Genomic DNA, 20,432 nt, shown 5'->3' on the forward strand with positions numbered 1-20,432 from the left:
GTGACTTCCCAAAACACCCCCACCCCGAACGCTGCCGAGCCCGCCGATGCCAGTGAGCAGATGCGCATCCGCATGGAGAAGCGCGCCAAGCTGATCGAACGCGGCGCCCAGGCGTATCCGGTGGGTGTTGAGCGCACACATTCGTTGAGTGAAATCCGTGAAAAGTACGCCCACCTTGAGGCTGACGAAACCACTGGCGATGTTGTTGGCGTCACCGGCCGCATCGTGTTTGTCCGGAACACCGGCAAGCTCTGCTTTGCCACCCTGCAGGAAGGCGGTGTCGACGGCAAGGGCACCCGGCTCCAGGCCATGTTGAGCCTGGCGAATGTAGGCGAGGAAGCGCTCGCCGACTGGAAAGCCCTGGTTGACCTCGGCGACCACGTGTTCGTCAAGGGTGAGGTCATCTCCTCCCGCCGCGGCGAGCTCTCCGTCATGGCCGAGTCCTGGTCCATGGCGTCCAAGGCCCTGCGCCCGCTGCCTGTGCTGCATGCCGGGCTGAACGAGGAAACCCGCGTCCGCCAGCGCTACGTGGACCTGATGGTGCGCGACGAAGCACGCGAAATGGTTTACACCCGCGCTGCCGTCACACGATCCGTCCGGGAAAGCCTGCACCGGCGTAACTACGTCGAAGTGGAAACCCCCATGCTCCAGCTGGTCCACGGCGGCGCCCTGGCCCGGCCGTTCGAGACCCACATGAATGCCTTCGATCAGAAGATGACCCTGCGCATCGCCACCGAGTTGTACCTTAAGCGCGCCGTGGTGGGCGGGATCGACCGCGTCTACGACATGGGCCGGGTGTTCCGCAATGAGGGCGTGGATTCCACCCACAGCCCCGAATTCACCACCCTCGAGTGCTACGAAGCCTGGGCGGACCAGTTCGTGATGGCGGACCGCATCAAGGAAATCATCCTGGACGCCGCGGACGCCGCCGGCGTGGGGCGCACCATCCACACAGAAACCGGCGAGATCAACCTGGACGGCGACTGGGCCTGGCTGTCCGTATACCCGGGGCTCTCGGAGGCTGTCGGCCAGGAGATTACGCCTGACACCACGGTTGAAGTGCTGCGGGAGGTTGCCGCCCGCCACGAGGTCAAGGCGGATCCCAAGTGGGATGCCGAGAAGCTGGCTGTTGAACTGTTCGGCGAAATCGTTGAGCCCACCCTCATGAACCCCACTTTCGTCTACGACTACCCGCCGTCCGCCCAGCCGCTGGCCCGCCAGCACCGCGACGACGACCGCCTGATCGAAGCCTGGGACCTGATTATCGGCGGAATGGAACGCGGCACCGCGTTCTCCGAACTCATTGACCCCGTGATCCAGCGCGAACGCCTCACGGAGCAGTCCCGCCACGCTGCGGCCGGTGATGTCGAAGCCATGCAGCTGGACGAGGACTTCCTCCGGGCACTTGAATACGGGGCTCCGCCCATGGGCGGGATCGGCCTCGGAATTGACCGTCTGGTCATGCTCTTCACCGGGGCGGGCATCCGCGAAACCATTCTCTTCCCGCTGCTGAAGCCCGAGGTCAACTGATCATGGAATATGTAGCTGTGCTGCTGCCCTCATTAGTGGTGGGTCTCATTTTCTGGTTCGCCATGAAATCGATCTTTAACGCCGATAAGTCCGAGCGCCGCGCTGAGGCCCGCGCCCAGGCCGAGGCGGACGCCCTGAATGCCGGTCCAGATGCCGGCCAGTCTGACGACCCGGACAAATAGCGAGCCTGCATTTTTCTGCGGATTTCGACAGGAACCATTTCCCGTTTTGACGCGTTGCCATATCGGGGGAGATACTTTATACAGTTACATCCTGCTTTTCTGAATACACCGACTTTCCCAAAGAGAGATTATTCATGGCACAGAAAGTAAACATCATCCTTGTGGATGATCTGGATGGGGGATCCGCGGACGAAACTGTCCGTTTTGGCCTTGACGGCGTCAGTTATGAAATTGACCTGTCATCGGCCAATGCTTCAGAGCTGCGTTCTGCTCTCAAGCGAGTTGTTACATCGGGCCGCAAAACGTCCACCGGTCGCGCCACCCGCAATAAGGTCACTGCCGGACGGAACCAGGACTCGGCTCAGATACGCCAGTGGGCCCGGGAGAACGGCTACACGGTTAACAGCCGCGGCCGCATCCAGGCGGAAATCCAGGAAGCGTACCAAAAGGCGAATTCCTAGCGCTGTACTCACACGGAGTCATAAGCCAAGCCCCTGCCAATTGGCGGGGCTTGGCTTTTTCGTGCTTCTGATCTGCAACTGGCCTTATTGTGCCGTGACCACGCAGGATATTGACCGGAGTACATTCATGCGCGGGCCGGAACTTGCAGCTTCAATAAATCCGACTTAGTCCGATTCTGCATGTGGGTAAGCCGTCCGAAGCCACGCTGAACAATGCATCCCGGCATAAGCAGCGGACTTAGTTAGAAGCAGGCGCTCCCACACCCATTCGTGCGCAGGGAAATGCCGCAGCCAGGGCCTGTGCGTGCCATAGCCCGGCGTGGACATTGACTCATGCCAACCTCCGCTGCAGGCTCCCGCTATCACGACCCAGCAGACCCCGCGCACCGGCCTGATCCCGTCACGGTTTCCCCCGTGGCGAACAAGCCCCTAAAAACGTTCACCGCCACGTAGCATCAAAGTACGTCGTAGCTAGGAGTGTGGCGAAATGTTTGAGCGATTTACGGACCGTGCCCGTCGCGTAGTTGTGCTTGCCCAAGAAGAGGCACGCATGCTGAACCACAATTACATCGGTACCGAACACATCCTCTTGGGTCTGATCCATGAGGGTGAGGGCGTTGCCGCCAAAGCTCTTGAGTCCTTGAGCATTTCGCTCGACGGCGTTCGCGAGCAGGTGCAGGAGATCATCGGCCAGGGGCAACAGGCTCCCTCCGGTCACATCCCCTTCACCCCCCGCGCCAAGAAGGTGCTTGAGCTCTCACTGCGAGAGGCCCTGCAGCTCGGCCACAACTACATCGGCACGGAGCACATCCTGCTGGGACTCATCCGCGAGGGTGAAGGCGTTGCCGCGCAGGTGCTGGTCAAGCTCGGCGCGGACCTTAACCGCGTCCGCCAGCAGGTCATCCAGCTGCTGTCCGGCTACCAGGGCAAAGAGACAAGCGGCGCAGGCGTTGGCCCCGGCCAGGCTGAAGGCACCCCTGCCGGCTCTGTTGTGCTGGACCAGTTCGGCCGCAACCTGACTCAGGCTGCGCGCGAGAACAAGCTGGACCCTGTCATTGGTCGTGAACAGGAAATGGAACGCGTCATGCAGGTCCTTTCCCGCCGCACCAAGAACAACCCTGTGCTCATCGGTGAGCCCGGCGTCGGCAAGACGGCCGTCGTCGAAGGCCTCGCCCAGGCGATCGTCCGCGGGGACGTCCCGGAAACCATCAAGGACAAGCAGCTGTACACGCTTGACCTCGGATCCCTCGTGGCCGGCTCCCGCTACCGCGGTGACTTCGAAGAGCGCCTCAAGAAGGTTCTCAAGGAGATCCGCACCCGCGGCGACATCATCCTGTTCATTGATGAAATCCACACCCTTGTGGGTGCCGGAGCCGCCGAAGGCGCCATTGATGCGGCCTCCATCCTGAAGCCCATGCTGGCCCGCGGTGAGCTCCAGACCATCGGCGCCACCACCCTTGATGAGTACCGCAAGCACATCGAGAAGGACGCCGCCCTGGAACGCCGCTTCCAGCCCATCCAGGTCAAGGAGCCCTCTGTTGCGCATGCAATTGAGATCCTCAAGGGCCTGCGTGACCGCTACGAGGCACACCACCGCGTCACCATTACCGACGGCGCCCTCGTCTCCGCAGCGAAGCTCTCCGAGCGGTACATATCGGACCGCTTCCTGCCGGACAAGGCGATCGACCTCATCGACGAAGCCGGTGCGCGGCTCCGCATCCGCAGGATGACCGCCCCGCCGGAGCTTAAGGAGATGGACGAGCGCATCGCCGTACTCAAGATGGAGAAGGAGTCCGCGATTGACGCGCAGGACTTCGAAGGTGCCGCCTCTCTCCGAGACAAGGAACAGAGGCTCATCACCGAGCGCTCCGAGAAGGAACGCCACTGGAAGACCGGCGGCATGGATGACATCTCCGAGGTTGACGAGGACCTGATCGCGGAAGTGCTCGCAAATTCCACCGGCATCCCGGTCTTCAAGCTGACCGAGGAAGAGTCCTCGCGCCTGCTGCATATGGAAGACGAACTGCACAAGCGCGTGGTGGGCCAGAACGAGGCCATCAAGGCCCTGTCCCAGGCGATCCGCCGCACGCGTGCAGGCCTCAAGGACCCCAAGCGTCCTGGTGGCTCCTTCATCTTCGCCGGCCCCACAGGCGTCGGCAAGACCGAGCTCGCCAAGGCTCTTGCTGAATTCCTCTTCGGTGAAGAAGATGCCCTGATCACCCTTGACATGTCTGAGTACTCGGAGAAGCACACGGTGTCGCGTCTCTTCGGTGCGCCCCCGGGCTACGTTGGCTACGAGGAAGGCGGGCAGCTGACAGAGAAGGTCCGCCGCCGCCCGTTCTCCGTGGTCCTGTTCGATGAAGTGGAAAAGGCCCACGCGGACCTCTTCAACTCGCTGCTGCAGATCCTCGAAGACGGCCGCCTGACCGACAGTGCAGGCCGGGTGGTGGACTTCAAGAACACCGTGATCATCATGACCACCAACCTGGGTACCCGGGACATCTCCAAGAGCGTTGCCACCGGTTTCCAGTCCGGCACGGACACCCAGACCGGCTACAACCGGATGCGTGCCCGGGTCACGGAGGAGCTCAAGCAGCACTTCCGTCCCGAGTTCCTGAACCGTGTTGACGACGTTGTGGTCTTCCCGCAGCTGACCCAGGACGAGATCATCGAGATCGTGGACCTCATGATGGGCCGGTTGGAGAAGCGCCTCCAAGACAAGGACATGGGTATCGAGCTCACCACCGCGGCCAAGGTGCTCCTGGCCACCCGCGGCTACGATCCAGCCATGGGTGCCCGGCCGCTGCGCCGCACCATCCAGCGCGAGATCGAGGACCAGCTCTCCGAGAAGATCCTATTCGGAGAGATCCACGCGGGCGACATCGTGGTGGTGGATGTGGACGGCGAAGGCGACGACGCCAAGTTCACCTTCGCCGGCAACGCCAAGCCGCGTATCCCGGAGATCGCACCGAGCGTTTAGGTGTAACCGGCAGGGGCATCAAGCCCAGGCTCGCAGTCCAACCAAGAAGCCCCGCCCACGCCCCGCAAGGGAGCAGGCGGGGCTTCTGCCTTGGCCCCAACCCCGGCCGATCTGAAAGCAGCGGTTCACTCGTAGAGAACTCCCTGTGATCCAGGGCACAGCCAGTGTTGAATCGGATCATGTCTTCCAATGAAACGCCCACCGGCGCCACCAGCGATTCAGAGACCCTGAACGAACAACCGCTGACCCCCTTCCACGATATGGACCACTATCTGGCGATCCCGCGCGTCAGCGGCCTGGCACTCAGTCCGGACGGTCAGCGGCTGGTAACCACGGTGTCCACGCTGAACGGAAAGGGCACAGAATTTGCCACCGCCCTGTGGGAGCTGGATCCGTCAGGGGCGAAGCACGCCCGCCGCATCACGAGGAGCGCCAAGGGCGCGGCCGGGGCTGTGTTTGCGGCCAACGGCGACGTCTATTTCACCTCCGCCCGGCCAGATCCGGACAGCCCGGACGGCGAACCCGTGAACGCACTCTGGCTGCTCCCGGCAGACGGCGGCGAAGCGCGGGTAGTCCTTTCCCGAGCCGGCGGCGTGGGCGGGGTGATGGCCGCCAAGGACGCGGACGCCACCTTTGTCAGCGCATCGGTGTTGGCCGGCTCCACCGATGAGGAGAACGACGAGGAACGCCGGAAAGCCCGCAGTGACAACAAGGTCGCGGCCATCCTGCACAGCGAATACCCGGTGCGTTACTGGGACGCCGATCTTGGCCCTGGCCAGCCGCGCATTTTCGCCGTGGAGCCCGGCGAAGCGCAGGATCGGGGCAAGCCATCCACGGTGGACTCAGCCCCGCCCCTGAAGCTCCGGAACCTCACCCCGGACGCAGGCGCCCGGCTCCGCGAGGCCCAGCAGGTGGTCAGCCCGGACGGCAAAACCATCTACAGCAGCTTCGCCAAGCCCCTCGCGAAGGCGGATATCCGCTCGGTCCTGGTGGCGGTCGACGTCGCCGCCGGCACGCAGAAAGTCCTGCTTGATCAGGAGGGCATGAGCTATTTCCCTGGGCCGGTCAGCCCGGACGGCAGGACTCTGGTGGTGGTCAGTGAAAGCGACACCACTCCGCTCGAGGCGCCGCAGGTCAAGCTGCACCTGCTGGATCTTTCCAGCACGCACATCGGCGGCGACCGCCTCGCGCCGCTGGTTCACGACTGGGACCGCTGGGCCCACCCGTGCGCCTGGCTGCCGGACGGTTCGGGGCTTCTGGCCACGGCGGACGACGACGGCGCGTCGCCGGTTTTCCGGATCGATGTTGCGGCGGGTGCCGCTCTGGAGAGTGTCACCCGGGTGACGGCCGACGCGGCGGCCTACACCGACGTCGTGGTTTCGCCGGACGGTCTCAGCGCCTATGCGCTGCGCAGTTCGTACGAATTCCCTGCGGAGGCTGTGCGGATTGACCTGGCCGCCGGCGACGTGACCAGGCTCCCTGCGCCTGCGGACCGGCCGGTGTATCAGGGGACGCTGGAGCGCGTGGAGACGACGGCGGCAGACGGATCCCGCGTTCCTGCCTACCTTGCTCTGCCGGAGGGTGCGTCAGCGGACAGCCCGGTTCCCCTGCTGCTTTGGATCCATGGCGGTCCGCTGGCTTCCTGGAATGCCTGGACCTGGCGGTGGAACCCGTGGCTGCTCACCGCGAAGGGATATGCCGTGCTGCTGCCGGATCCTGCGCTCTCCACCGGGTACGGCCAGGCGCACATACAACGTGGCTGGGGTGAGTGGGGCAAGGCGCCCTACACGGACCTGATGGCCATCACGGATGCTGTGGTGGAGCGCCAGGACATTGATGAAAGCCGCACGGCGGCCATGGGCGGATCCTTCGGCGGCTACATGGCCAACTGGGTTGCGGGCCAGACCGACCGTTTCACGGCGATCGTGACCCACGCCAGCCTGTGGGCATTGGACCAGTTCGGACCGACGACCGACGCGTCCCAGTACTGGCTCAAGGAAATGACCGCCGAGATGGCCATGGAGAATTCCCCGCACCTGCACGTGGAGAACATCAAGACGCCCATGCTGGTGATCCATGGCGACAAGGACTATCGCGTCCCCATCGGTGAAGGGCTGCGCCTCTGGTACGAGCTGCTGTCCAGGTCGCAGCTGGCCGCGGACGAAAACGGTCAGACGGCCCACCGTTTCCTCTTCTACCCGGACGAGAACCACTGGATCCTGCAGCCGCAGCACGCCAAGGTCTGGTACGGCGTTGTGGAGCATTTCCTCGGCAGGAACGTCCTGGGCCAGGAGCTGCCAGTCCCGGCTGAGCTGGGGCTTTAGCGTGTCCACCGTAAGATTGGCCTGTGACTGACTCCATCAATATCCGTCCTGCCCGCACCGGCGATGTGGCCGCCATCAAGCTGCTTGTGGCTCCTTTGGCCGAGCAGCGGATCCTGATGGCCAAGGAAACGGTGGCCTATTACGAAAGCCTGCAGGAGTTCCGGATCGCAGAGTCGGCCGGCGGCGAGGTGATCGGCTGCGGTGCCCTGCACGTGATGTGGGAAGACCTTGCTGAAGTCCGCACCCTGGCCGCGTCCGATTCGTGGCGCGGCAGGGGCGTGGGCCATGTCCTCGTGGAGAGCCTGCTGGATGAGGCGAGAGCACTGGGCGTCACGCGGGTTTTCTGCCTGACATTCGAGGTGGACTTCTTCAAACGGCACGGCTTCGAGGTCATGGCAGACCAGACGGCAGTGGACCCGGACGTCTACTCCGAGCTCCTGCGTTCGCATGACGAAGGTGTTGCCGAATTCCTGGACCTGGCACGGGTGAAGCCCAATACCCTGGGTAACACGCGCATGATCAAGCATCTGTAGCACCGCCCTCCACCGCCGCGCCTCCAGGGCCGCCGCCTGAAGAGCCCCGGACGAGGCTCTGTCCGAGGCCATTTTGGGGATTTCGCGACTTCCCTCATATCAATTTGATGGATAAACTGGCGGCTGTGTGTGGCTGCGAACGAACAAGGGCGGCTGACTCATGGGCGGAAGGGACAGTCATTGGGGGCTGTCCCTTCCGCCGTTTCCACATACGGATGGACGGATCTACCGCAGCACCGGCCACGGTAGTAGGGTCAAACCACACCCTCCAGGAAGCACCGAGAGCCCAGGAGCACTGCCATGAAGAAGCTCATCAATGATCCCCGTGCCGTGGTTGACGAATCCGTCGAAGGCTTTGGCCTTGCTCATGCGGATCTCGTGACCATCAGTGCGGAACCGAAATTCATCACGCGCAAGGACGCGCCCGTCGCCGGGAAAGTGGGACTGGTTTCCGGCGGAGGCAGCGGGCATGAACCCCTGCACGCCGGCTTTGTGGGGTTGGGGATGCTCGACGCCGCCGTGCCGGGTGCCGTTTTCACCTCGCCGACGCCGGACCAGATCATTCCGGCCACGCTCGCCGTCAACTCCGGCGCGGGGGTGGTCCATATCGTCAAGAACTACACCGGCGACGTCCTGAACTTCGAAACTGCCGCGGAAATGGCACAGGCGGAGGGCGTTGAAGTCCGCACCGTGCTGGTCAACGACGACGTCGCCGTGGAGGATTCGCTGTATACGGCCGGCCGGCGCGGCGTGGGTGGAACCGTTCTGGTGGAAAAGATCGCCGGCGCCGCGGCCGAGCGCGGGGATGCCCTTGATGCCGTTGCTGCGATCGGGGACCGCGTCAACCAGAACGTCCGCACCATGGGTGTGGCATTGTCTGCCTGCACCGTCCCGCACGCGGGGGTGCCCAGCTTCGACCTCGAGGAAAACGAAATCGAGATCGGCATCGGCATCCACGGCGAACCGGGCAGGCACCGGATCCCCATGGAAAACGCGGACGGGATCACCGACCGCCTGCTGGAACCCGTCCTCAGCGATCTGGGCGTTGCCTCCGGCGAAAAGGTGCTCCTGTTCGTCAACGGAATGGGCGGAACTCCGCTGAGCGAGCTCTATATTGTGTACCGCCGGGCCGTGCAGGTGCTGACGGAGAAGGGCATCACGGTCGAGCGCTCATTGGTGGGCAACTACATCACCGCCCTGGAGATGCAGGGCTGCTCCATTTCCGTGCTGCGGCTGGACGATGAGCTGACCGGACTTTGGGACGCTCCGGTGCACACCGCTGCCCTGCGCTGGGGAGTCTAGCGGTGGGACTGGACGTCAACTGGGCGGTGAAGTGGCTGACCCTGTCCGCCCAGGCCATGGCGGAACACCGTGTTGAGCTCATCGAGCTGGACCGCGCAATCGGGGATTCGGATCATGGCGAAAACATGGACCGCGGCTTCCAGGCAGTTCTGAACAAACTGGCCGAATCACCGCCGGAAACACCAGGCGCCGCGCTTAAGCTGACCGCCATGACCCTGATGTCCAAGGTGGGCGGAGCTGCCGGCCCCCTGTACGGCACAGCGTTCCTGCGGGCTGCCACGGCGCTGGGTGACACGCCCGACGTCGACGCCCCGGCGCTTGCGGCTGCCCTGGCGGCGGCGCGCGACGGCATTGTGGCCCGAGGCAAGGCCGAATCAGGGGACAAAACCATGGTGGATGCATGGACGCCGGCGGTGGAAGCGGCCGAGGCTGCCGCCACTGACGGTGACGTGCTGGCCGTGCTGATTGCTGCCGCCGAAGCCGCCGAGGCCGGGGCGGTTGCCACCGATCCGCTCGTTGCCCGCAAAGGCCGCGCCAGCTACCTGGGGGAGCGCAGCGCCGGTCACCGTGATCCGGGCGCAGCATCCAGCGCACTGATTCTCCGCGCAGCCGCCGGGGCCGCAGCATGACGGTCCGGATCGTGGTGGTGTCCCATAGCGAAAAAATTGCCGACGGCGCCGTGGAGCTTGCCGCGCAGATGGCACCGGACGTTGTGATGATCGCTGCCGGGGGAACCGCCGACGGGCGGATCGGCACCAGTCTGGAGAAGGTCATGTCTGCCCTGGAGAAGGCTGCGGGGGATGACGGCGTGGTGGTACTCACGGATCTGGGGTCCGCCGTTATGACCGCTGAGTCCGCACTGGAGTTCGCCGAAGACGCGGATTCCGTGCTGCTGGCCGACGCCCCGCTGGTGGAGGGCCTGGTGGCCGCGGCCGTGGCCGCCCAAGGCGGCGCCAGCTCTCATGCAGTCAAACGTGCGGCTGAAGCGGTCTACGGGCATGCGCCGGTGACGTCTCCGCATCCGGTGGTCCCGGTGGCAGAGCCGGTCCCGGCGGCAGAGCCGGTGGGGAGCGAAACCACCCCGGACGCGACAGGCGATTTCGAGCTCATCAATCTGGCGGGGATGCATGCCCGCCCCGCCGCGCAGATCGCCGGCGGGCTGGCCGGCCTGAACGCCGATGTTACGGTGAACGGGGCGGACGGAGCCTCGATGACGGGCCTTATGACACTCGGCGCGGGCAAGGGCTCGGTGCTCCACGTGGAAGCGTTCGGCCCCGACGCTGCCAAGGCCATCGGCTACGTGGGCGACCTCGTCCAGGCCGGATTCGGAGAGCCCTAACCGGACTGTTTGAGGCCGGCAGCGTCAAGGACCACGGCGGCGGTGAGGAAGCGTCCGCACCGCTCGCCGAATGGGTAGACACCCCGTGGTGTGAAGTCCAGCATCCGCGCCGGCAAAGGGCTGCGGTCCGTGGCCGTGCCGGTGGCCGTCAGCTCCATGGGCGATTCCGTCAGGATATCCAGCATGAGCGTTCCCCTCATGGTGCCGTCCGGCGACGACGTTGCTGAGCAGACTCCGCCCGGGCCATAGGGTCCGGGTTCGCAGCCCTGGTCAACAGCCACGCTGCCCGGGAACAGTTCCAGATCCGCTTCCTTGCAGCTGCCGTCCTGGCACGCCTTCAAATGGAGCGTCCTGACCGTTGCAACGTAATCGGCCGCTACGGTCAGGGATACCGCGGACGCCTGGGCGATTGCCGGGCACGGAGCCGGATAGTAGGGGAAGCATCCGGAAGTGAGTACCGCCGTCGTGGTTAAAACCAGAAGAACACCTGGCTTGCGCATACTTCAGCGTAATTCCGGGCGGCACGGCTGCCAATGCCTGGAAGGGAAGTGACGCAAACATCGTTATGGCTGCAGCCCCGAACACAGCCAAAACGAGACCTGCCGCGAACTGGCCCTTGGCCGCGAGGAATCCGGGGCACGTCGAGTTCGCCGGATTGGCGGGGTTGTAAAGAACGGGCATGAGGGTGCCCACGATCTCGGGGTCGGGGCCGCAGACGTCCGACTGACCCAGCCAGCGGCGGCCCGAAGCATCCACAAACCTTCACTGAATCCATGCCCTCAGCCGATCGGGAAGATGCCGATCAACAGGAACGAGGCCACGGCGAACACCGCGAAGAACGGGATGATGCAGCCCAGGGCGGTCTTTTCCCGCGTCGACTGCTGGAAAGATTGATTGGGATTGAGGGGGTTGTACGCAACATCCAACGGGGAACCCGGCACCGGCTGACTGGCGAAGGACACCTCGGATCCACCGGCAAAAAGAATGCCTCGGGCATCCGTGAACTGATACGCGGGGTAGTAGATGCGGGTGGCGTTGGAACTGCTGGCCGCATTGGACCAACCTGCCACACTGCCCGTGACGGTGGCCCGCGCCCGCGGCCAGTCAGCGGTGAGCCGCTCCTGACGCCTCGACTTCCGCAGCACGAGCACTATCGAGAACGCCGCGCCAAGGACAAACAGGGCCCAGATAATGTACAGCACAGTTTTCATGATCTTCCCGTTTCCAGTCACCAAGAAGTATTCCATCCGCGGCGTATGGATTCAGGCCGGCGGCCGGACGGGCGTCAGGAGGCGGGCCTCAGGCCGGCAGACGGTAGCCGCCGTGATCCAGTTCCGCGAGCCCGTCCCTGAGGAGGCCGGCCAGGGCCCGTTCGAGCTGCTCCGGCGCCGACTTCAGGCCGTGCAGTGCCGCGAGCGGGACACAGGTTCCGTCTGTTCCAAAGCCCAGGTCAGCCGGCGCGTGCTGGAACATTTCCGCCGGCACAGGCGTCTCCGCCAGCCGCAGTACGGCCATTACGGCCCCGCGGACCTGCCGGTCCGTGCCGTGCCACGCCTGCCCCTTGGGAATGTACGCCGGCGGCGGCCCGCCCGCCGCAAGCCACGCGCAGGAGGCGTGCACCGGGCACTCGGTGCACTTGGGAGCCCGGGCTGTACACACGAGCGCGCCCAGCTCCATTACCGCCGCGTTCCAGCGGACGGAACTGCCGACGTCGTCCGGCATCAGTTCCGCGGCGAGCCGTATCTCAGCTGCAGTCAGCGACGGCGAAGGGAGCGCGACGCCGGAAACGAGGCGCGCGTGAACGCGCCGGATGTTTGTGTCCACCACGGTTTCCCGGCGTCCAAACGCAAAGGCGGCGACGGCCGCAGCGGTGTAGCTGCCCACGCCGGGGAGCTCGAGCAGCTCGGCGTAGGTCCCTGGCACCGTCCCGCCGTGATTGCGCTCAATTGCTACGGCCGCAGCGTGGAGCCGGAGCGCGCGCCGCGGATAGCCCAGCCGCCCCCATGCCCGGACAGCTTCACCGGCGGGTTCCCCCGCGAGATCGGCCGGCGTGGGCCAGCGGCGGAGCCACTCCTCCCACACGGGCAAAACCCTGACCACGGGCGTCTGCTGGAGCATGACTTCACTCACCAACACGCCCCACGGCCTGCAGTCGGCCGCGCGCCACGGAAGTATCCTGGCCGTTTCGGCAAACCACTCGTTAATTGAGCGGTGGAGGTTGGCTAGCTCTGGCCCGTGGGGACGAGTGCCCGGGGCTGTGGCAGGGGTATCGGCTTTAGCTTTGATCCAAACACTGTAATGGATGCGGTGAGTGGTGCGCCCACCGGCGTGGTGGAGCACAAGAATCCTACCCGTTCTCTAGCCTAGGAGAATGGGTAGGCAAGGCAATTCAACATCAGGCGGGAACGGGGCTCCGGCCAAGAGAGCCCCGATCAAAAAGACACCAGTCAAGAAGACGACGACGGCATCCGGGCCCCGGAGGAACCGGAAGCCGGGCACTGCCATCTTCCGCCGCCGTCGGCTGTTTGTCGGGGGATCTTTGCTGCTGGTTGTTGCCATGCTGCTGGGTGGTTTTGCCGCGGCCGGCGCCTTCAAAGGCAAGTCCGAACAGGCATCCTCCACGCATGATGGCAGCCCCGCGCAGCCGTCAGGCGGCCAGCCCAGTTCCCCTCCTGCCACTGCACCCACCAGCGCCCCCGCCACGCCCACGTGCGATCAGAACCTGGTCACGGTCTCGGCAGCCACGGACAAGGTGGCCTACGGTGCGGACGAGAAGCCGCTGCTCACGCTGAAAGTCGCCAACGGCGGCAAGGTGGCGTGCGAGGTGAACATCGGCACCTCCCAGATGGAGTTCCTGGTGAACAGCGGTTCAGACCGGATTTTCTCGTCGAAGGACTGCCAGGCCAAAAGCGCGGATCTGGTCAAAACCATCCAGCCCGGCAAAAGCGAGTCCGCGAACTTCCCCTGGCCGCGAAACCGCACCGTGGAGGGCTGCCAGTCAATCGCCGCCAAGCCGGGAGCGGGCGGCGCCTATTACGTTTTTACAGCCAAACTAGGCAGCAAGACCAGCCCCAAGGCCATATTCCAGCTCAGCTGATCTTCGCCCTGCATCGATTGCTCCGTATCCGCCGTTTTGGGGGCTCAAAAGGGCAGATACGGAGCAGTCGATTCGGATTCCAGGGGAGATCTAGAGGAACCTGTCCAGGAGGCTGGCTTCAGCCATGCGGCTCAGTCCCTCGCGGACGGTCCGCGCTCGCTGATCGCCGATTCCGTCCACTGTCATAAGGTCATCAATCGTGGCCGCCATCAGGTACTGCAGCCCGCCGAAGTGGTCCACCAGGCGGTCAGCAACGGCCTTCGGGACTGCCTTGAGCCCGGAGAGCAGGCGGTAACCGCGTGGCTGGACCACTGCGTCGAGCGTTTCCACACCGCCGGCAAAGCCGATGATCCCGGCAATCTTGCCCAGATCGATCAGCTCGGTGGGTCCCAGATTCACCAGCGCACTGACGGCGCCGTCGATGTCCTCCGGGGAGGCGTCCGGGCCGGCGTAGTCGCGGATGATGACGTCGCTGCCGGGGCCGCGGCCCACGGTCAGCTCATCGAGCTGGAGTGAGAGCAGCCGGCCGTCTTCGCCGAGCTCCAGGACATACTGCGAGATTTCCTCAGAGATGCGCCTGACCATTTCCTGGCGCTGCAAGGTTACGGCAACGTCCCGGACGGTCACCATGGCCTCGATCTCGAGCGCCGAAAGCGAGCTGGTCACCTGGTCCAGCCGCGAACGGTACCGCTCGAGCGTGGCGAGAGCCTGGTTGGCGCGGGCAAGGACCTTCTCGGAACCTTCCAGTACGTGCCGGAGCCCGTTCACGTACAGGGCGATGATCTGCATGGACTGGCTCACCGAAATAACAGGGACGCCGGTCTGGATGGCAACGCGTTCGGCCGTGCGGTGCCGCGTGCCTGATTCCTGCGTTTCGATGCTGGAGTCCGGCACCAGCTGGACGGCGGCGCGCAGGATGTTTCCGGCGTCCTTGTCGCAGATGATGGCGCCGTCCATTTTGGCCAGTTCGCGGAGGCGCGTGGGTGAAAAGTCGATGCCGATATCGAACCCGCCGGAGCAGATGGATTCAATGGTCCTGTCCGAACCAAGCACGATCAGCGCGCCGGTGCGTCCACGGAGAATGCGTTCCAGCCCATCCCTCAGGGGCGTGCCTGGAGCCACCCTTCCCAGAGTCGCCTTCAGCGATTCTTCAGGGCTCCGAGCCATAAATGTTCCCTTCAAAGGTGCAGGCTGCAGCCCGCAGGTATGCCGGTTTCCACAGTCCGCCGGCAGGATCAAAAGTACTCAGTTTCCCGCAAGCACCATAGTAGAGGTAAAACGGAGCATTAACCGCACGGACAAGCCTTAAAGTGCCCCGTCGGGCGCTGTGCGGGACCCCCCCCCGGAGTGCGTCCGACGGCGGCTGGCGGGAGGGCATTTTTTGCCCGGCCTCCGCGGAGCTGCCGGCCCTGCGATAAACTTGAGATTCTGACAGCCGCGCCCGCGCCGACCGTTCGGCACCAGCCCGGCACCGCCCCAACACCCGGATCACCCCGGATCGCAGCGAAAGTAGCACCGTGTCTCAAGAAGTCCAGAGCCCCGCCCGAGTCCATGAGATTCACAAACAGGCGGCCCGGCGGCGGACATTCGCTGTTATCTCGCACCCTGACGCCGGCAAGTCCACCCTCACCGAGGCGCTGGCACTGCATGCGAAGGTGATCGGAACCGCCGGTGCTTCCAGCGGCAAGGCCAACCGCAAGGAAACGATCTCGGACTGGATGCAGATGGAAAAGGACCGCGGCATCTCCATCAGCTCGGCCGCCCTGCAGTTCTCCTACCGCGACACCGTGATCAACCTGTTGGATACGCCGGGCCACGCCGACTTCTCCGAGGACACCTACCGCGTGCTTGCCGCCGTCGACTGTGCAGTGATGCTGGTGGACGCGGCCAAGGGCCTGGAAACCCAGACCATGAAGCTCTTTGAGGTCTGCAAACAGCGCAACCTTCCCATCATCACCGTGATCAACAAGTGGGACCGGCCCGGCCTGGACGCGCTGGCGCTGATGGATGAGATCACCGAGCGCACCGGCCTGCTGCCCATGCCGCTGACCTGGGCGGTGGGTATTTCCGGCGACTTCCGCGGTGTGTGGGATCTGCGCAATGACCGTTTTGCCCAGTTCCAGCGCAACAACTCGGGCGCCAACATCGCCCTGACGCAGTATTTCACCCCTGAGGAAGCCGCCGTTGGGCAGGGCGAGAACTGGACCAACGCCGTGGACGAAGCCGGTCTGGTGATCGAATCCAACCTTGAGTTCGACGTCGAGAGCTTCCACGCCGGCAAGGCCACCCCCATCCTCTTCAGCTCCGCGGCCCTCAACTTCGGCGTGAAGGAAATCCTGGACGCACTGGTGGACTTCGCGCCGCCGGCGGCGCCCCGCCCCGACGTCGACGGTTCACCGCGCGCAGTGGCCTCCCCGTTTGCCGGGTTCGTCTTCAAGGTCCAGGCCGGTATGAACAAGGCCCACCGAGACCACGTTGCGTTCATCCGTGTCTGCTCGGGCGTCTTTGAGCGCGGCATGGTGGTCACACAGACCCGGACCGGGAAGTCGTTCGCCACCAAGTACGCGCAACAGGTGTTCGGCCGCGAACGGGAGGTCATTGACGAGGCCTACCCGGGCGACGTTGTTGGCCTGGTGAACGCGTCCTCCCTTCGGGTGGGTGACAGCCTGTTCATCGAGGAGCCGGTGGAGTTCCCGGCCATCCCGCTCTTCGCGCCGGAGCACTTCCAGGTGGCCAGATCCAAGGACCCCAGCCGCTTCAAACAGTTCCGCCGCGGGATCGAACAGCTGGAGCACGAGGGCGTCATCCAGGTGCTGCGCTCCGACGTCCGCGGCGATCAGGCACCGGTGCTTGCCGCCGTCGGCCCCATGCAGTTTGAAGTGGTGGAGGACCGCATGGCGCACGATTTCGGCGCCCCCATGCGGCTGGAACGCCTCCCGTATTCAATCGCGAGGATCTCGACGGCGGAGGCCATGCCTGCGCTGGCCAACGTGCCCGGCGCTGAGGTGCTGCTGCGGTCCGACGGCGAATACCTGGCTCTGTTCAACGACGTGTGGGCACTGCGGCGGATCGAAAAGAACCACCCGGACCTCACGCTGGTGCCGATCGGGACGCACAACCCCGCGAAATAGCGGCCGCTTGGATCAGGTTGATTGCCGGTAATCAGCCAGCACTTCATCCACAACGCGTGCTGCCTTCGCTGCTTCATCGGGGTTGGAATCGCGGTGCTCGACTATGGTGATCAGGCCTTTCCAGAGTGCCCAGCCACGGCCGCGGGACCACGTTGCGGCGTCGCCCGGGAATGAAGCACGGAACGCCTCCCGGCTCGCACCCGACAGGAAAGTCCAGGCGATGGTCACATCACACGCGGGATCACCGACGCCCGAAGTTCCGAAATCGATCACGGCACTGAGGCGGCCATCCCGGACCAGCAGGTTTGAAGCACTGACGTCCCCATGGAACCAGACCGGCGAACCGTGCCATTTTGCGGCGTTGGCTGCTTCCCACGCCGCTGTGGCCGTCCCGGAATCAATCTGATCGCCCAAGGCGGCAATGGCCGTGCGGGTTTCGGAGTCGTAGGTCTCCAGCGGCCCGCCGCGGAAGAAGTTGTGCCGCCCGGGCATCGGCCCGCCGGTGGGGTCGACCTGCTGCAGGGCAGCCAGGAAGACGGCCAGGGCCGCCGCGAATTCCGTCAGATCACCGATTGTTGCGGTGCTGGCGATTTCCCCTTCCAGCCAACGGTAGACGGACCAGTTCCAGGGATAGCCCTGGCCGGGAGCGCCCTTGGCCAGAGGGCCGGGAACAGGAAGCGGCAAGCCCGGGCCGAGTACCGGAAGCCACCGGTGTTCCTTCTCCACCTGGACGGAGTAGGCCGCTTCGCTGGGCAGCCGCACCGACTTGTCCGCGCCGAGCCGGAAGGTTCTGTTGTCCCAGCCGCCGAACTCGACCGGCGAGATGGGCAGGTCTGCCCAGCAGGGAAACTGGGAAGCGACCAGCCGGCGCACAAGATGCGCGTCCAGGTCCACGTCCAGGTCCACGCTCCGTGCGGCGTCGTCATCGGGATTCGGGCTCATATGTTCCTACCCGATCAGCAGGCTGAGCGCCTCGGTCAGATGCTCCACTTCCCGCACTGAGAAACCGGCCGGGACCGGCCCCGGCCCGTTGTGACTGGCCGGCACCACGGCGTGCGTGAAGCCCAGGCGGTGGGCCTCCTGGATGCGCTGGTTGATGCCTGGCACCGGACGGACCTCTCCGGCCAGGCCCACTTCGCCGAACGCGATGAGCCTGATAGGCAGGGGTTTTTTTGCCTTCGCCGACGCCACGGCCAGGGCAACGGCCAGGTCCGTGGCGGGCTCGCTGAGCTTCACCCCGCCCACCGTGGCTACATAGGAATCGTCTTTTTGCAGCTGGCAACCGGCGCGCTGCTGCAGCACGGCCAGCAACATGGAAACGCGGGAACTGTCCAGCCCGCTGGTGGCCCGGCGCGGCTGCGAGTTGGAGGTTTCAGCGAGCAGGGACTGCACTTCGGCCAGCAGCGGGCGCCGGCCCTCCATGGTCACGGTGATGCACGTGCCGGACACTGGGTCCTTGGTGCGGCTGACAAAGAGCCCGCTGGGGTCCGAAAGCCCCACAATGCCGTCCTCGTTGAGGTCAAAACACCCCACATCGTCGGTGGGGCCATACCGGTTCTTCACGGCGCGCAGCAGGCGCAGCCGTGAATGGCGTTCGCCTTCAAACTGGCACACCACATCCACGAGGTGCTCCAGCAGCCGCGGCCCCGCAATGGATCCGTCCTTGGTCACGTGCCCCACCAGGAGCGTGGTCATGTTGCGCCGCTTGGCAGCGGCAATGATGGAGGCGGCCACTTCGCGGACCTGCGACACGCCGCCTGCGCTGCCGTCCACGTCCGCGCTGCTCAGGGTCTGGACCGAGTCCACAATCAGCAGCCGCGGTTCGATCTTTTCCACCTGCCCCAGCGCTTGGCCGAGATCGGTTTCCGCGGACAGATACAAGGAATCCGCGACGGCGTCAATCCGTTCCGCCCGGAGCTTGACCTGCGCTGCGGATTCCTCGCCGGTGACGTAGAGGACATCCTGTGCGGTGCGCGCAAACTTGGCGGCGACATCCAGCAGCAGCGTGGACTTGCCCACCCCGGGCTCGCCGGCCAGCAGGATCACGGCCCCGGGAACCAGTCCGCCTCCCAGCACCCGGTCCAGCTCGTCCACGCCGGTAGGCAGAAAAGCCGCCGTTGTGGCATCCACCTCAGCGATCCGGCGAGCCGGCTCGAAAACCGTAGTTGCCGCCGTCGTGCGGGCAACAGCGGTGCCGGTTTCCTCAACGGTGCCCCACGCCTGGCATTCACCGCAGCGGCCCACCCACTTAACAGCGGTCCAGCCGCATTCGGCGCATTTGTAGGCCGGCGCCTTGGAAGCCCGGGAAGTCTTTGTTGCCATGGCCTCCACACTAGCCGGGGCGTCCGACAATCAGCCGCCGTGCGCCCGGATCGGACACACAGGACGTACAAAGCCGCTGAAGAGCCGGAAGCACAGACAGGGCAGCTAAAGCGCCGGCATGATGTCGCGTGCTTCCCGCGAGTCCATCCCGGTGGCCTCGAGGAGGTCAACCATAAGCGGACGGAACAGCATCACCACGGTCTCTCCCTCCAGCCGCTGCACTTCCAGGAGTTTCGGATGCAGCCGCAATGCGATTTCGCTCAGCTGCTGCCTGGCCGTGCGGATGTGGGCGCGGCGCACGCCGTCGTGCACTTCGGCAAGCCCAAGCGAGAGCTCGTCGATGGCGTCGGCGGTCTCCTCCAAGACCTCGGCGATGTTCTCTGTCGCCTCGTCAGACAGCGCCGCATGGTTGATGGCACTGGTCAGCCGGCGTGCAAAAACGCGGCTGTTGCGCAATGCCAGATCAATGAAATCAAGGGATTCTTCCAGCCGGCCCAGCTCGTCCCGGTGCCGGCGGTAGGCAGGCGCCAGGGTGGCCACCTCGCCCGACGCCCGCAAGGTCTGGCGCATGGCGTCCACAAGCGGCTGGCAGTTCCGGCCGCGGACCAGCGCATGCCAGGCCTGGGTGGAATCACTGTTGGCCATTGCAGAGGCACACTCCCGCAGGACTTCCGCCAGTTCATGCAGCAGCTTCTTGACGTCCTTGCGCGGCTCCCGGCGGGGATCCTTGGGGACCAGGATGGTGACCAGCAGCGCAAACAGCCCACCCACCACGGCATCCAGACTGCGCGTGAACGGACCGCCGGCCGGTGCCGGGAGCAGCACCACCAGCAGCGACTGCAGCCCCAGCTGGGTGGTGAAGATGGTGCCGCTGTCCAGGAAGCGGGCCAGCAGAATGGAGAAAAGAAGTACGACGGCGGCCTGCCAGATCCCGGCGCCCAGCCAGTGCAGCAGTAGATCACCCACCACAATGCCGATGGTGCAGCCCAGGCCGACCTCCACCACGCGGCGGAGGCGCGGATCGCGGGAGAAGCCTAGGGCAATAAGGGAGGACGTTGCCGCGAACAGCGGGCCTGAGTGCCCCAGCACGTATTCCGCGAAGGCGTAGGCGCCCACGGCACACACGGTCATCTGGATGGCGGGCATGAGCGAATTGCGGCTACGGACCATCCCCGTGCGGATCCGGCCGCGCAGGAATCGTCTGCTTGCGGATAATCCAGTTGCGGCCATG

The 20,432-nt window shown here is 64.9% G+C and carries 18 protein-coding genes; 11 read left to right on the forward strand and 7 right to left on the reverse strand.

The features are described from left to right. From lysS to dhaM, 9 genes are all read left to right on the forward strand, one after another. Entirely contained in the window at positions 1–1,530 is a 1,530-nt protein-coding gene (gene lysS / locus V3C33_19795) for a lysine--tRNA ligase (protein ID XAS67628.1), read from the forward strand. A 2-nt stretch (positions 1,531–1,532) separates the two neighbouring features. Next, positions 1,533–1,712, forward strand: a complete 180-nt coding sequence (locus tag V3C33_19800) for a hypothetical protein (protein XAS67629.1) — start codon at positions 1,533–1,535, stop codon at positions 1,710–1,712. Between the two features lie 134 nt (positions 1,713–1,846). Further along, on the forward strand, positions 1,847–2,173 hold the full coding sequence (locus V3C33_19805; GenBank protein ID XAS67630.1) for an Lsr2 family protein: 327 nt from the start codon (positions 1,847–1,849) through the stop codon (positions 2,171–2,173). A gap of 487 nt (positions 2,174–2,660) precedes the next feature. Further along, on the forward strand, positions 2,661–5,153 hold the full coding sequence (locus V3C33_19810) for an ATP-dependent Clp protease ATP-binding subunit (GenBank protein ID XAS67631.1): 2,493 nt from the start codon (positions 2,661–2,663) through the stop codon (positions 5,151–5,153). Positions 5,154–5,332: 179 nt separating this feature from the next. Then, positions 5,333–7,477: an alpha/beta fold hydrolase gene (locus V3C33_19815; GenBank protein ID XAS67632.1), complete on the forward strand. Its 2,145-nt coding sequence runs from the start codon at positions 5,333–5,335 to the stop codon at positions 7,475–7,477. Between the two features lie 23 nt (positions 7,478–7,500). Then, entirely contained in the window at positions 7,501–8,010 is a 510-nt protein-coding gene (locus tag V3C33_19820; GenBank protein XAS67633.1) for an amino-acid N-acetyltransferase, read from the forward strand. Between the two features lie 300 nt (positions 8,011–8,310). Then, positions 8,311–9,312, forward strand: coding sequence for a dihydroxyacetone kinase subunit DhaK (gene dhaK / locus V3C33_19825; GenBank protein XAS67634.1), 1,002 nt, complete (start codon positions 8,311–8,313; stop codon positions 9,310–9,312). 2 nt (positions 9,313–9,314) lie between these two features. Next, on the forward strand, positions 9,315–9,941 hold the full coding sequence (gene dhaL / locus V3C33_19830) for a dihydroxyacetone kinase subunit DhaL (protein ID XAS67635.1): 627 nt from the start codon (positions 9,315–9,317) through the stop codon (positions 9,939–9,941). Further along, positions 9,938–10,651, forward strand: coding sequence for a dihydroxyacetone kinase phosphoryl donor subunit DhaM (gene dhaM, locus V3C33_19835; protein XAS67636.1), 714 nt, complete (start codon positions 9,938–9,940; stop codon positions 10,649–10,651). Before dhaL ends, dhaM begins: the two co-directional genes overlap by 4 nt. Here the strand turns inward: dhaM and V3C33_19840 are convergent. From V3C33_19840 to V3C33_19850, 3 genes are all read right to left on the reverse strand, one after another. Beyond that, a complete protein-coding gene (locus V3C33_19840) occupies positions 10,648–11,151 on the reverse strand; it encodes a hypothetical protein (GenBank protein XAS67637.1) in 504 nt (167 codons plus the stop codon). The two genes, dhaM and V3C33_19840, sit on opposite strands and share 4 nt — an antisense overlap. Before the next feature lie 279 nt (positions 11,152–11,430). Next, positions 11,431–11,862 (reverse strand): DUF3592 domain-containing protein, encoded by a 432-nt coding sequence (locus V3C33_19845; protein ID XAS67638.1) that lies wholly within the window; start codon positions 11,860–11,862, stop codon positions 11,431–11,433. Between the two features lie 88 nt (positions 11,863–11,950). Then, positions 11,951–12,787, reverse strand: a complete 837-nt coding sequence (locus V3C33_19850; GenBank protein ID XAS67639.1) for an A/G-specific adenine glycosylase — start codon at positions 12,785–12,787, stop codon at positions 11,951–11,953. A 235-nt stretch (positions 12,788–13,022) separates the two neighbouring features. Between V3C33_19850 and V3C33_19855 the strand changes: the two genes are divergently transcribed. Beyond that, positions 13,023–13,748 (forward strand): hypothetical protein, encoded by a 726-nt coding sequence (locus V3C33_19855; GenBank protein ID XAS67640.1) that lies wholly within the window; start codon positions 13,023–13,025, stop codon positions 13,746–13,748. A gap of 90 nt (positions 13,749–13,838) precedes the next feature. Here the strand turns inward: V3C33_19855 and disA are convergent, their stop codons facing one another. Continuing rightward, the gene (disA, locus tag V3C33_19860; GenBank protein XAS67641.1) at positions 13,839–14,915 is read right to left on the reverse strand and encodes a DNA integrity scanning diadenylate cyclase DisA; all 1,077 of its coding nucleotides are present in this window, start codon (positions 14,913–14,915) and stop codon (positions 13,839–13,841) included. Positions 14,916–15,265: 350 nt separating this feature from the next. Here disA and V3C33_19865 point away from each other — a divergent pair, with 350 nt between their 5' ends. Then, entirely contained in the window at positions 15,266–16,879 is a 1,614-nt protein-coding gene (locus V3C33_19865; GenBank protein ID XAS67642.1) for a peptide chain release factor 3, read from the forward strand. 12 nt (positions 16,880–16,891) lie between these two features. Here the strand turns inward: V3C33_19865 and V3C33_19870 are convergent, their stop codons facing one another. From V3C33_19870 to V3C33_19880, 3 genes are all read right to left on the reverse strand, one after another. Next, a complete protein-coding gene (locus V3C33_19870) occupies positions 16,892–17,821 on the reverse strand; it encodes an aminoglycoside phosphotransferase family protein (protein XAS67643.1) in 930 nt (309 codons plus the stop codon). Between the two features lie 6 nt (positions 17,822–17,827). Continuing rightward, on the reverse strand, positions 17,828–19,201 hold the full coding sequence (gene radA, locus V3C33_19875; GenBank protein XAS67644.1) for a DNA repair protein RadA: 1,374 nt from the start codon (positions 19,199–19,201) through the stop codon (positions 17,828–17,830). 105 nt (positions 19,202–19,306) lie between these two features. After that, a complete protein-coding gene (locus tag V3C33_19880; protein ID XAS67645.1) occupies positions 19,307–20,431 on the reverse strand; it encodes an FUSC family protein in 1,125 nt (374 codons plus the stop codon). Between the last annotated feature and the right edge of the window lies 1 nt (position 20,432).

Source organism: Micrococcaceae bacterium Sec5.7 (genome assembly GCA_039636785.1).
Lineage (GTDB): Bacteria > Actinomycetota > Actinomycetes > Actinomycetales > Micrococcaceae > Arthrobacter.